This is a genomic window from Serratia sp. TSA_198.1, assembly GCF_052686505.1.
On record NZ_JBQZFP010000003.1, the window covers coordinates 248,434 to 260,958 of the forward strand.

Genomic DNA, 12,525 nt, shown 5'->3' on the forward strand with positions numbered 1-12,525 from the left:
AAAGGCCGCTGCCGCTCCTGATTCGTTAATTATTCCGTGATGCGCTTATACACCACTGGCGTTTCTTCCGGCGCTTTGTCGCTCAGCACCATAGCGCTGCGTACCGCTTCGGCCGCCTGTTGCCAACTCTCTTCGTCGTTGGAGTGGATCACCGCCAGCGGCTGCTGGGTATCCACTTTATCGCCCAGGCGCGCCATGCCGGTCAGGCCGACGCTGTAATCGATACTGTCGGTCGCGCGGCGACGACCGCCGCCCAGCGATACCACCGCCATGCCCAGCGCACGGGTGTCCATCGCGCTGATAATGCCCTGTTTTTCGGCGTAAACCGGCTTGCTCAGGGTCGCGGCCGGCAGATAGCTGTCGTAGCGCTCAACGAAATCGGTCGGGCCCTGCTGCGCCGCCACCATGCGGCCAAACACCTCTGCCGCTTTGCCATTGTCCAGCACCGCCTGCAGCTTGGCGCGCGCGTCGGCGTCATCTTTCGCCAGACCGCCGGAAAGCAGCATTTCCACGCACAGCGCCATCGTCACTTCCAGCAGGCGCGGATTGCGGTATTCGCCGGTCAGGAAACGCACCGCTTCGCGCACTTCCACCGCATTGCCGGCACTGGAGGCCAGCACCTGATTCATGTCGGTCAGCAGCGCAGTAGTTTTGCATCCTGCGCCGTTGGCCACGCCGACGATCGCCTGCGCCAGATCGGCCGACAGCGCATAGGTCGGCATAAAGGCGCCGGAGCCGACTTTAACGTCCATTACCAGCGCGTCCAGCCCTTCCGCCAGCTTCTTCGCCAGAATAGAAGCGGTAATCAGCGGGATCGAATCCACGGTGGCGGTGATGTCGCGGGTGGCGTAGAAACGCTTGTCCGCCGGTGCCAACGAGCTGGTCTGGCCGATAATCGCCACGCCAACGTCCTGAATAATTTTGCGGAAGGCGTTGTCGTCCGGGAAAATGTTAAAACCCGGGATCGCCTCAAGCTTGTCCAGCGTACCGCCGGTATGGCCCAAACCGCGGCCGGAAATCATCGGCACGTAGCCACCGCAGGCGGCCACCATCGGGCCGAGCATCAGCGAAGTGACATCGCCCACGCCGCCGGTGGAGTGCTTGTCGACCAAGGGCCCGTTCAACGACAGGCTTTTCCAATCCAGCACGGTGCCGGAATCACGCATCGCCATGGTAAGCGCCACGCGCTCCGGCATGGTCATATCGTGGAAATAAATGGTCATCGCCAGCGCGGCGATCTGACCTTCGGAAACCACATTGTCACGGATCCCATTGATGAAAAAGCGGATTTCCGCCTCGGTCAACGGCTGACCGTCACGTTTTTTACGAATAATTTCTTGTGCCAGGAACAAAGCATCCCCCTGATTGAGCGAATGTAGGGTGCAGGCAGGCGCTGCATCGCGCCTTGCCGACGTTATCGATCAGTAACCGCTGCCAGGCGCTGCGGTGCTGTGGCCCAGCGTCGTCAGCAGGCTGGCTAACAGACTGGAAGCACCGAAACGGAAATGACGCGCATCCGCCCAGCCTTCACCCAGAATACGATCGGCAAGTTGCAGATAATGCAGCGCATCTTCTGCCGTGCGCACACCGCCGGCCGGTTTGAACCCCACCGTTTTGGCGACGCCCAGATCGTGGATCGCCGACATCATCAGCTCTGCGCTTTCCAGCGTGGCGTTGACCGGCACTTTACCGGTAGAGGTTTTGATAAAATCGGCACCGGCGTCGATGGCAATTTCCGATGCCTTGCGGATCAGATGAGCCTGCTTCAACTCGCCGGTTTCAATGATCACTTTCAGCAGCACATTGGCCGCCTGGCAGGCTTGTTTGCACTGCTTCACCAGTTCAAAACCGACCTGCTCATTACCGGCGATCAATGCGCGGTACGGGAACACCACGTCAACTTCATCGGCGCCATAGGCGATAGCCGCACGGGTTTCCGCCAGCGCGATGTCGATATCGTCGTTGCCATGCGGAAAGTTGGTGACGGTTGCGATGCGGATGTCCGGCGTCCCTTGCTCACGCAGAGTCTTGCGCGCCACCGGAATAAAGCGCGGATAAATGCAGATGGCCGCCGTATGGCCAGCCGGGCTGTTGGCCTGACGACACAGCGCGATCACTTTCTCATCGGTGTCGTCATCGTTCAGCGTGGTTAAATCCATCAGGGCCAGCGCACGTTGCGCTGCTGCGGTTAATTCGGTCATAAAACTCTCCAACTGCGAACCTGGGTGTTGGCGAGCGGACTTGGTTCCTTGAAGATAGCGCTGGGGAACGGGTTCCCACGGCGGCAACTGAGATCCTTCTCACCGCACTTGGCCCTGCATATCGTGCAGGGTCAGTAATAGCTATTTGAACACGATCGCCCGGGGCAATTCGCGCTCAGAGTCACACTATATGAAATAACACTGTAACAGGCCGGAATTATATGTGAAGAACATCACAAAATAACGCGATATCGTTCACAAATTCGCTAAAGAAACGGATGCAGACGACGAGCACGACATCGCGTGCCCGTCTTAGAGTATAGGCGGTGTCCCGCAATAGGGCTTGGCGCGCCATTGCGGAACCTTGCCTGGCTTACAGCGCCAAAAAGAACCCGGCGATGGTGGCGCTCATCAGGTTGGAGAGCGTGCCGGCCGCGACCGCCTTCAGGCCGAAGCGCGCGATATCGTGACGACGGTTCGGCGCCATGCTGCCCAGGCCGCCGAGCAGGATCGCCACCGATGACAGGTTGGCAAAGCCGCACAGCGCAAAGGAGATGATCGCCTTGGTATGTGTCGACAGCACCTGCAAGCCTTCCGCCGCCACCACGTCGTCCGGACGCAAATAGGCGCCGAAGTTCATGTAAGCGACAAATTCGTTGACGATAATCTTCTGGCCGATAAACGAACCGGCGGTCATCGCCTCATGCCAGGGGACACCAATCAGGAAGGCGATCGGCGAGAAGACCCAACCGAGCATCAACTCCAGCGACAGCTGCGGGTAGTCGAACCAACCGCCGATACCGCCGAGAATGCCGTTCAGCAAGGCGATCAGCGCGATAAACGCCAGCAACATGGCGCCGACGTTCAACGCCAACTGCATACCGGATGCCGCGCCGGACGCCGCCGCATCGATCACGTTGGCCGGGCGGTCATCTTCGGCGATCAGTTTCGTCGCATCATCTTTATCGTGGGTTTGTTCGGTTTCCGGCACCATCAGCTTGGCGAACAACAACCCGCCCGGCGCAGCCATAAACGACGCCGCAATCAGGTATTCCAGCGGTACGCCCATCTGGGCATAGCCGGCCAGCACCGAACCTGCCACCGAGGCCAGACCACCGCACATGACGGCGAAAAGTTCTGACTGGGTCATGGTGGCAATATACGGACGCACCACCAGCGGGGCTTCGGTCTGGCCGACGAAAATATTGGCGGTCGCCGACAGCGATTCGGTGCGTGAGGTGCCCAGCAGTTTGTGCAAACCGCCACCCAATACGCGGATCACCAGTTGCATGATGCCCAGGTAATACAGTACGGCAATCAACGAGGAGAAGAACACGATCACCGGCAACACGCGCAGAGCGAAGACGAAACCGCCGCCACCGAACACCTCGAACATCTTGTCGGACACCAGCCCGCCGAAGATAAAGGATATCCCCTGGTTGCCGTAGGCGATCACGTTAGCCACGCCGGCCGACATGCCGCCGAGAATGCTGCGGCCCACCGGCACGTACAGCACCAACGCGCCAATGGCCACCTGAATGATGAATGCCCAGACAACGGTGCGCAATTTGATGGCGCGACGGTTGCTGGAGAGCAGCACGGCGATGGCGATCAGTGCCGCCATTCCTACCAGGCTCATGATGAGTTGCATGCAAAGTATCCCTGTTGCGAAAAAGAAATGCATCCCTACCCGGTAGAAACGAGAGGGCCGCTGAAGAGTGATTTCGGGGTGCGATTATACGGAGCGGGGCAGCACCCGCACCGATTTATGTCACAAATATATACAACAGGAAGCAAATGAAAATCTTATAACGTGACATGAGTCACGTTTTTTAACTCATTTATCGTTCAGAAGCGAAACAGGGCGCGGGTGTTGTGTTGCAGGTGGGCGGCAATGTCATCAGGGGATTCCGGGCGCAGTTGGCACAATATCCGGAACACCTCTGCGGCACGTTCAGGCCGGTTAGGTTGCCCCTGGTAACCGGAAAGCGGCATATCCGGCGCATCGGTTTCCAGCAACAGGGAGGTCAGCGGCAACTGGGCCATCACGCTGCGGGTTTTCTGCGCTCGCTCATAGCTGATGGTGCCGCCGACGCCAATGTAATAGCCCAGACGAATAAACGCCTGCGCCTGAGACAGGCTGCCGGCAAAACCGTGGACCACGCCACGGCGCGGCAACGGCACGCGGCGCAGCGCGGCGGCCAGCTGATCGTGCGTGCGGCGGGAATGCAGGATCACCGGCAGATCATGCTGTTTCGCCAGCTTCAACTGGGCAATCAACAGCCGCTGCTGCCGCTCAAACTGCGGATTTTCCATGTACAGATCGAGGCCTATCTCCCCGACCGCCACCAGCTTCGGCGGCCGACTGGCCAGGAACCCGGCCAACTGCTCAAGCTGCGGCTCCTGATGCTGAGCAATATACAGCGGGTGCAACCCCAGCGCGGCATACAGCGGCTGATGCTCGCGCGCCAGCTTCAACACCCGCGCAAAACGATCGGCAGTCACCGTCGGCACGATAATTCGCTGCACCCCCGCCTGTTCCGCCAGCGCCAGGCTCTCGCTCTCATGGCCGCTGAAGGGTGGAAAATCGAAATGGCAGTGGGTGTCGGTAAAATCGTGACTCACAGCGCGCCTCCTTCACCTGGCGGCACGTCGCCCGGCAGGATAATTTTCGGTGCGGCCAGGTTGGCCTCCGGTTGCGCAGTAAGGCCATGCGGATGATTGACATCGGTAATGATCGGCGATGGCATTCTGACATTTTCCGGCTGGAGCAGACGCCGCGACAGCGCCTTTTTCACTTTGACGCCGTCCCGTTCTTCTTGTTGCATCAGCCAATGGCCGACGGTCGCCAGGAAGTAGCGCCCGCAGCGGCGGCCCAGATGATAATCCTGATTCAGCGACGTCAAGCGACTGCCCAACGCATTGCTGGCCAGCGGTTTGGGCGGGAAAATCTCAAAGATGCGCAGCTTGCCCGGCGGTTTCTCAATAAACTGCTGGATGCGGTGATAGCTTTGCTCATGGTGTTGCAGGATGCGCACCATCTGCTGCAGGCTGCTTTCGCTCAGCCAGTGCTCCATGCGCTTCATCCACTGCGGCGTGTAATACATCTGAGAAGGCACGGTGCGGATCACCACAATGGTATCGGCACCGCGGCGGTAGGCCTCTTCGACCGGGATAGCGTCGCTGATGCCGCCGTCCTGATAGCTGACGCCGTCCAACTCTACGCCCATGCGGTAAAAGCCGGGGATGGCGCTGGAGGCTTTGATCGCCGGCAGCCAACTGTCGCGCAGCGCCGGCAGGTAAATCGGTTCGAAGTCATCGCTGCGGCAGGCGCACATCAGGAATTCACGGCCATCGATCAGGTGCTTTTCCGCCACGTCCATCGCCAGCGGCAATTGCTGCGAAGTCGTGTCGATCAGCCAGTCGAGGTCAATCAGGTGCCCACCGCGCACAAAGCGCAGCGGATTAAAGAAGTCAGCGGTGGTGGTGTAGCGGGTGATGACCCGCCGTGCATAGCCCATCTGGCCGCAAATAAAGGCCGAGAGATTCTGCGCGCCGGCAGAAGTGCCGATCATCAGCTCAAAAGGGTTAAAGCGGGCACGCTGAAACTCGTCCAGCACGCCGGCGGTAAAGATGCCGCGCTGCCCGCCCCCTTCACATACCAACGCCATTTTACCGGGCCGGTACGGTTTATACGCCAGCGGTTCTATGTTGCCGAGCGTGATGGGTATTCTGTATCCCAACCCTGTATCCTCAGTGAGACGTTTTTTCCGAGGATACCTCGTCTTGCTCTCTTCCGTAATCCTCTTGCAGTACGCCAGAGAGGCAGTCATTGCTTCCCATCAGCCAAATGCAGTCACTACCGGACCATTCCGCCACGGCCTGACATACCTGACCCTTCAGCTGTTTCCAGCGTCCGAGGATGATGTCGCTGTTCATGACGCACCTCCCTACTGCAAGAAAAGGAATGAAGCTTTGTTACACTTTGAGAAAAACTAAAGACGCCGGCGGCCGGTAAACAGGCTGACCAGGAACAGGATAATCCCCACGACGAAAACGATTTTCGCGGCCCATGCTGCGGTACCCGCCAGCGTCCCGAAACCTAACGCCGCAGCAATCAATGCAATGACTAAAAAGATAATGCCCCAACGAAACATAAGCCTCTCCTTACGTAGGGGCGCAATAGGTTGCGCCCGTGATGACCCAAAGAATCAATGGGTTCAGCATGCTGAACCCCTACCTGTAGAGCTTGGTTCTACCGTTGCTTCAATTAAGGCTTCACGACCAGGTCGTTCTTGACGCTTTTCACGCCGTCGATAGCCTTGGCGATGCTCTCTGCGCGTTCAGCCTGCGCCTGGGTTTTCACTTCGCCGGAAAGCTGCACCACGCCGTCGGTGGTCTCTACTTTCACGTTGCGCGAAGGCACGATGTCATCAGCCAGCAGTTTGGCTTTCAGTTCGCTGGTGGTTGCGGTGTCACCGGCGTAAGCCTTCACCGACTGTTTGGCTTCATCTTTCACGTGCAGCTTGTCGCTGACGGATTTGACGCCTTCTACTTTGCCGGCCACTTCAACCGCGTGCTCGGCCTGCGCCTGGCTGCCGACAAAACCGCTCAGGGTCACGGTGCCTTTTTCCGTTTTCACGGAGATGTCGGTGCTTTTGATAGTTTTATCGTCGACCAGCGCACTTTTAACTTTAGCCGTTGTTGCGCTGTCATCCATGTAGCCGTCGACTTTTTTCATGGAGCTATCGATTTTGGCACCCGCGCTGTCGGCGGCACTTGACGCTTTATTGAGCAGCGTATCTTCAGCCAGCGCGCTGCCACTAACCAGTACGGAACCCAAAACAACAGCCATCAGTGATTGTGCAAATTTGGTATTTTTCATCGATCTCTTCCTTTGGTTGCGGATCCAAATGATTGCGGATCCTTCAGCCGCCATGATGCGGCCCACTCAGTAAATACTTCACGACTTCTATACGATCAAACGTTCACGCTAAAACGATTGCTGTCACACAAGAATTATTGCAACACCTGTGCCAACCTTAAAATGTCGTTAAAAATCAATTATAAATAAAAAATAGCTCATTGTTTAACCTAAAATATGTCGCCAATCAGCGACAATGACAACCTGTAAAAACAACACTTTAGCTATCTCACTGATCTTTAACAGATCGAGCTGTCTCCAATTGGCAACAACACCGAATAACTCTCTACCTAAAAAGTAAAAAGCAGTGAATTAAGCTTATTGGATACGCCCTCCCCTGTTAAATATAGACTATAGGGCGAAAAACGTAGGAAATACCGATGAAATCCTGGCGGCAGCGGGGGAAAGGGAAATTATTAGGGGGATTTATTAATTAGCAGAAGTAGGGTCGGGCAACATAACACAGGGCGCCCTAAGGCGCCCTGCTATTCTATCAATGTTCGCGCGTTTTGCGGAACACCACTTCCGGGTAGCGTTCCTGTGTGATATTCAGGTTAACCATGGTTGGCGCGATGTACGACAGATTGTCGCCGCCGTCCAACGCCAGGTTAAGCTCACACTTGCGCTTGAACTCTTCGAATTTTTTCACGTCACTGCATTCAACCCAACGGGCAGTCGAGACGTTGACCGACTCGTACAAGGCTTCCACGTTGTATTCGCTTTTCAAGCGCGCGACGACTACCTCGAACTGCAGCACACCGACCGCGCCAACGATCAGATCGTTGTTGGCTATCGGTCGGAACACCTGCACCGCCCCTTCTTCGGACAGTTGCACCAGACCTTTCAGCAGCTGCTTTTGCTTCAGCGGATCGCGCAGACGAATGCGGCGGAACAGCTCCGGCGCGAAGTTCGGAATACCGGTGAACTTCATGTCTTCACCCTGAGTGAAGGTATCGCCGATCTGAATGGTGCCGTGGTTGTGCAAACCAATGATATCGCCCGGATAGGCTTCTTCCACGTGCGAACGGTCACCCGCCATAAAGGTCAGGGCGTCGGAGATCACCACGTCTTTACCGGTGCGCACCTGACGCAGCTTCATGCCTTTCTCGTAGCGGCCGGAAACCACACGCATAAAGGCCACGCGGTCACGGTGTTTAGGGTCCATGTTGGCCTGGATCTTGAACACGAAGCCGGTGAATTTATCTTCCGCCGCCACCACTTCACGGGTGCTGCTTTGACGCGACATCGGCGCCGGTGCCCAGGCCACCAGGCCGTCGAGCATGTGGTCCACACCGAAGTTGCCCAAAGCGGTACCGAAGAATACCGGCGTCAAATCACCGCTCATGAAAGCGTCGTGATCGAACTCGTGGGAGGCCCCTTTCACCAGCTCCAGCTCTTCACGCAACTGCGCGGCCAGATCTTCGCCTACCGCGACGTCCAGTTCCGGGTTGTCCAACCCTTTGACGATGCGCACTTCCTGAATGGTGTGGCCTTTGCCGCTCTGGTAAAGGTAGGTTTCATCCTTGTACAGATGATAAACCCCTTTAAACAGCTTGCCGCAGCCGATAGGCCAGGTGATTGGCGAGCAAGCGATTTTCAGTTCACGCTCAACCTCATCCATCACTTCCATCGGATCGCGGATATCACGGTCCAATTTGTTCATAAAGGTCAGGATCGGCGTATCACGCAGACGGGTGACTTCCATCAGCTTGCGGGTACGATCTTCAACGCCTTTCGCGGCGTCAATCACCATCAGACAGCAGTCCACGGCGGTCAGGGTACGGTAAGTATCTTCGGAGAAGTCTTCGTGCCCCGGGGTGTCAAGCAGGTTAACCAGACATTCGCGGTACGGGAACTGCATCACCGAGGTGGTGATCGAGATACCACGCTGCTTTTCCATCTCCATCCAGTCGGATTTGGCATGCTGGTTCGAGCCACGGCCTTTTACCGTACCGGCGGTCTGGATAGCCTGTCCGAACAGCAATACCTTTTCGGTAATGGTAGTTTTACCGGCATCGGGGTGCGAGATGATGGCGAAAGTTCTTCTTTTCGAGACTTCGCGGGCAAATTCACTAGGAGACATGTTTTTCAGATTCTACGGTTAGTCCGCCCTGCGACATCATCAGAACGCGCCGCGCACGGCGCCAGGCAAAGCGGTGAATAAAAGATAATAGCCGGGCATTTTCGCTGATTTGTCAACCGGTGACAATCAATGCTTTTCCCGGCGAGAAAGATAGGCTCGGTACACCCGCTAGGCCAGCGGCAGCGCCATCACTATCGCATCTTCACGCCCGTTGGCGCTCGGATAGTAATTACGGCGGAGAGTCACTTCGTTAAAACCGAGATCTTCGTACAGCGCAATGGCCGCACGGTTAGAGGCGCGCACTTCAAGCCACAGCGTGACGACGCCACGGGCTTCCAACTGCGCAATCAGCGCTTCCAGCAGAAAACGGCCGAAACCGCGACGCTGCCAGTCGGGATGAATCGCGATATTGAACAACGTCGCTTCGTCGAGCACGATCTGGGTAATGGCGAAGCCCGCCATCTGCCCTTCGGCATCCAGTTTCAGGTTAAGGTAACGATCGCCCTGATTGCTGCTAAAAGTGGCTTGCGTCCAGGGAAAGGCGTGGCTGGCCTGCTCAATCTTGAAGGCCGTGGCCAGATCGGCCGCCGTCAGGGTAGAAATAGTGTTCATGATGACAAATCTGCTGCCAGAGTGCGCGCTTGGCACTCGCGTCGAGGGAAAGCTCGGCCAGTGCCGGGCTGTGTAGTTGTGCGCCGGCCACCGCGAGCGGCTCCGCGACGCCCAGCCGCCAACTGTTGCATTCGGTATCCTCAGGCAGCATCGCTACCTGGTCCGGCGTCAGGCCGTAGGTTTGCGCCGGGGTCAGCCCCAGGCTGCGCAACACGTCGCAAAACAGCGGATCGTTATGCTCAGGCAGTGGCTGCGCCACCACCAGCAAACGCACATCGGGCGGCAGGCTGACCGCTACTTCGCCCTGCAACACGCCCGGGCGGCGCAATGTCCACTGCGTAATACCCAGTTGTTGTAACAGCCAGTCGCGTTTTGATGCCATGCCGATTCCTGTCAGGAGCTACCCGTTGTGGTGCGCCATGCCTGCCATGCGCCGCGCTATGCTAACAAACCCGCGCGGCCTGCGCCAACAAACCCGTCGAACATATCGCCACAAAGCTCTATAATCCCCAGCTTAATTTCCAGGAGCAAAAAACCGATGTCTGCATTAACCCCCGCCAGTGAAGTCATGCTGCGCCACAGTGATGAGTTTATTGAACGCCGCGTTCTGTTCGCCGGTGACCTGCAGGACAGCCTGCCGGCCCAATTCGAAGCCGCGGATGTACGTGTCCATACCCAACAATACCATCACTGGCAGTTACTGAACCGGGCGATGGGTGACAACGTGCAGTTCGGTCTGACCGTAGATGCCGAGTTTGTCGCCGAATGCGATACGCTGATCTACTACTGGCCGAAGAGCAAACAGGAAGCGCAGTTCCAGCTGTGCAACATTCTGGCGTTGCTGCCGGTAGGTGCAGAAGTGTTCGTGGTCGGCGAGAACCGCAGCGGCGTGCGCAGTGCGGAACAGATAATGGAAGACTACGCCACCTTGGTAAAAATCGACAGCGCCCGTCGCTGTGGCCTGTATCACGGTCGCCTGGATACCCAAACCGAATTTGATTTGGACGACTGGTGGGAAAGCTACCCGCTGCACGATCTGGAAGTGAAAACCCTGCCGGGCGTGTTCAGCCGCGATGGGTTGGACGTAGGCAGCTCACTGCTGCTGTCGACCCTGGAAAAACACATGAAGGGCAAAGTGTTGGATCTGGGCTGTGGCGCCGGCGTCATGGCCTCGGTGCTGTCTAAGCTGTCGCCTAAGGTGAAGCTGACGCTCAGCGACGTCAACGCCGCCGCGGTGGAATCCAGCCGCGCTACGCTGGCCGCCAACGGTATCGAGGGCGAAGTGATCGTCAGTAACGTCTATTCCGACATTACCGGCCGTTTCGACATGATCATCTCCAACCCGCCGTTCCACGATGGCCTGCAAACCAGCCTGACCGCAGCCGAAACCCTGATCCGCGGTGCGTTGAAACACCTGCCGATAGGCGGCCGTCTGCGCATCGTGGCCAACGCCTTCCTGCCGTACCCGGACATTTTGGACGCCACCTTCGGCAGCCACGAAGTGCTGGCGCAAAACGGCCGCTTCAAGGTGTATCAAGCCACCGTCGCCCGCGCGCCGCGCGATGCGAAGAAAAAGAAGTAACGGTTACCCGCCGAATATCATGACCAAAAGCGCAGCGTTTTCACGCTGCGCTTTTTTTTAGCCGTTGATGTAGGTCATCGACTCGGCGCCATAACGCGGGCCCGACGCCGCCTGGAACGGGAACACCGCCTCAATCGCCGCCAGTTCTGCCTCGCTCAGCGTCAGCTCAGCCGCCGCGATATTCTCCTCCAGATAACGGCGACGCTTGGTGCCCGGGATCGGCACAATGTGTTCGCCCTGCGCCAATACCCAGGCCAGCGCCAGCTGTGACGGTGCGACGCCTTTACGGTTCGCCAGCTCAGCGACCTTTTCCACCAGCGCCAGATTGCGGGCAAAGTTCTCGCCCTGGAAGCGCGGATTACTGCGGCGGAAATCGTCGGCGTCCAGATCCTCCGGCCTCTGGATCGCCCCGGTCAGGAAACCGCGTCCCAGCGGGCTATAAGGCACAAAGCCGATGCCCAGCCGCGAGCAGGCCGCCAACGTTCCCTGCTCGGCATCGCGCGTCCACAGCGAATATTCGGTTTGCAATGCGGTAATCGGGTGCACCTTGTGCGCACGCTCCAGCGTGGCGACCGAAGCCTCGCTCAGCCCGATATAACGAATTTTACCTTCGCTAATCAGGTCCGCCATGGTGCCCACCACCTCTTCAATCGGCACCTCAGGATCCACGCGATGCTGGTAGTAAAGATCGATCACATCCACCCCAAGCCGCTGCAGGCTGCCCTCCACCGAGCGGCGAATATATTCCGGCCGGCTGCTGACGCCCCGTGCGGCGGGATCGGTAGGATCGCGCAAAATGCCGAATTTAGTGGCCAGAAAGACCTGATCCCGTTTGCCCTTGATCGCTTTGCCAATCAGTTGCTCATTGGTATGCGGCCCGTACATATCGGCGGTATCCAGCAGGGTTACCCCCAGCTCCAGTGCCCGATGCAAAGTGGCAATGGCTTCTTTTTCATCGGAATCAGTCGAATAAAAGTCACTCATTCCCATGCATCCCAAACCCAGAGCGGAAACGGCCGGCCCGTTAAACCCTAATGTGCGCTGTTGCATTGTGCTGCCCTCTTGCTGTTTTTTTAAACCGGAGTGGTGTCGCAACAAAGTCTGGTTGTTTACCCTGTAAAGA

13 protein-coding genes are annotated in these 12,525 nt (G+C 57.6%); 1 reads left to right on the plus strand and 12 read right to left on the minus strand.

Features of this window, described 5'->3' with window-relative positions; genetic code table 11:
- Positions 1-29: 29 nt before the first annotated feature.
- The 11 genes from deoA to ACUTSW_RS15805 form a co-directional block, all read right to left on the minus strand.
- Positions 30-1,352, minus strand: a complete 1,323-nt coding sequence (deoA, locus tag ACUTSW_RS15755; RefSeq protein ID WP_445584821.1) for a thymidine phosphorylase — start codon at positions 1,350-1,352, stop codon at positions 30-32.
- Positions 1,353-1,421: 69 nt separating this feature from the next.
- On the minus strand, positions 1,422-2,201 hold the full coding sequence (gene deoC / locus ACUTSW_RS15760; protein ID WP_445584822.1) for a deoxyribose-phosphate aldolase: 780 nt from the start codon (positions 2,199-2,201) through the stop codon (positions 1,422-1,424).
- A gap of 373 nt (positions 2,202-2,574) precedes the next feature.
- Positions 2,575-3,840, minus strand: coding sequence for a NupC/NupG family nucleoside CNT transporter (locus ACUTSW_RS15765; RefSeq protein ID WP_325987350.1), 1,266 nt, complete (start codon positions 3,838-3,840; stop codon positions 2,575-2,577).
- Positions 3,841-4,049: 209 nt separating this feature from the next.
- Positions 4,050-4,826: a TatD family hydrolase gene (locus ACUTSW_RS15770; RefSeq protein ID WP_062869577.1), complete on the minus strand. Its 777-nt coding sequence runs from the start codon at positions 4,824-4,826 to the stop codon at positions 4,050-4,052.
- A complete protein-coding gene (locus tag ACUTSW_RS15775) occupies positions 4,823-5,944 on the minus strand; it encodes a patatin-like phospholipase family protein (RefSeq protein ID WP_445584823.1) in 1,122 nt (373 codons plus the stop codon). Before ACUTSW_RS15775 ends, ACUTSW_RS15770 begins: the two co-directional genes overlap by 4 nt.
- A gap of 10 nt (positions 5,945-5,954) precedes the next feature.
- The gene (locus tag ACUTSW_RS15780) at positions 5,955-6,140 is read right to left on the minus strand and encodes a CsbD family protein (RefSeq protein ID WP_445584824.1); all 186 of its coding nucleotides are present in this window, start codon (positions 6,138-6,140) and stop codon (positions 5,955-5,957) included.
- Between the two features lie 56 nt (positions 6,141-6,196).
- Positions 6,197-6,358, minus strand: a complete 162-nt coding sequence (locus tag ACUTSW_RS15785; RefSeq protein ID WP_004949916.1) for a DUF1328 domain-containing protein — start codon at positions 6,356-6,358, stop codon at positions 6,197-6,199.
- A 113-nt stretch (positions 6,359-6,471) separates the two neighbouring features.
- On the minus strand, positions 6,472-7,086 hold the full coding sequence (osmY, locus tag ACUTSW_RS15790; protein WP_004949915.1) for a molecular chaperone OsmY: 615 nt from the start codon (positions 7,084-7,086) through the stop codon (positions 6,472-6,474).
- 532 nt (positions 7,087-7,618) lie between these two features.
- Positions 7,619-9,208 (minus strand): peptide chain release factor 3, encoded by a 1,590-nt coding sequence (gene prfC, locus ACUTSW_RS15795; protein ID WP_063198615.1) that lies wholly within the window; start codon positions 9,206-9,208, stop codon positions 7,619-7,621.
- Between the two features lie 168 nt (positions 9,209-9,376).
- Complete coding sequence (rimI, locus tag ACUTSW_RS15800) at positions 9,377-9,820, minus strand: ribosomal protein S18-alanine N-acetyltransferase (protein WP_445584825.1); 444 nt, start codon at positions 9,818-9,820, stop codon at positions 9,377-9,379.
- Complete coding sequence (locus tag ACUTSW_RS15805; RefSeq protein WP_241921315.1) at positions 9,765-10,202, minus strand: DNA polymerase III subunit psi; 438 nt, start codon at positions 10,200-10,202, stop codon at positions 9,765-9,767. The genes rimI and ACUTSW_RS15805 overlap by 56 nt, the downstream gene beginning before the upstream one ends.
- A gap of 156 nt (positions 10,203-10,358) precedes the next feature.
- Here ACUTSW_RS15805 and rsmC point away from each other — a divergent pair, with 156 nt between their 5' ends.
- A complete protein-coding gene (gene rsmC, locus ACUTSW_RS15810; protein WP_004949908.1) occupies positions 10,359-11,402 on the plus strand; it encodes a 16S rRNA (guanine(1207)-N(2))-methyltransferase RsmC in 1,044 nt (347 codons plus the stop codon).
- A 57-nt stretch (positions 11,403-11,459) separates the two neighbouring features.
- Here the strand turns inward: rsmC and ACUTSW_RS15815 are convergent, their stop codons facing one another.
- Complete coding sequence (locus ACUTSW_RS15815) at positions 11,460-12,452, minus strand: aldo/keto reductase (RefSeq protein WP_445584826.1); 993 nt, start codon at positions 12,450-12,452, stop codon at positions 11,460-11,462.
- Between the last annotated feature and the right edge of the window lie 73 nt (positions 12,453-12,525).

Coding starts and splice junctions, on each gene's coding strand:
- deoC (WP_445584822.1), bottom strand. CDS start 2,201: ATGACCGAATTAACCGCAGCAGCGCAACGTGCGCTGGCCCTGATGGAT.
- ACUTSW_RS15765 (WP_325987350.1), bottom strand. CDS start 3,840: ATGAGCCTGGTAGGAATGGCGGCACTGATCGCCATCGCCGTGCTGCTC.
- ACUTSW_RS15780 (WP_445584824.1), bottom strand. CDS start 6,140: ATGAACAGCGACATCATCCTCGGACGCTGGAAACAGCTGAAGGGTCAG.
- ACUTSW_RS15785 (WP_004949916.1), bottom strand. CDS start 6,358: ATGTTTCGTTGGGGCATTATCTTTTTAGTCATTGCATTGATTGCTGCG.
- osmY (WP_004949915.1), bottom strand. CDS start 7,086: ATGAAAAATACCAAATTTGCACAATCACTGATGGCTGTTGTTTTGGGT.
- prfC (WP_063198615.1), bottom strand. CDS start 9,208: ATGTCTCCTAGTGAATTTGCCCGCGAAGTCTCGAAAAGAAGAACTTTC.
- rimI (WP_445584825.1), bottom strand. CDS start 9,820: ATGAACACTATTTCTACCCTGACGGCGGCCGATCTGGCCACGGCCTTC.
- ACUTSW_RS15805 (WP_241921315.1), bottom strand. CDS start 10,202: ATGGCATCAAAACGCGACTGGCTGTTACAACAACTGGGTATTACGCAG.
- rsmC (WP_004949908.1), top strand. CDS start 10,359: ATGTCTGCATTAACCCCCGCCAGTGAAGTCATGCTGCGCCACAGTGAT.
- ACUTSW_RS15815 (WP_445584826.1), bottom strand. CDS start 12,452: ATGCAACAGCGCACATTAGGGTTTAACGGGCCGGCCGTTTCCGCTCTG.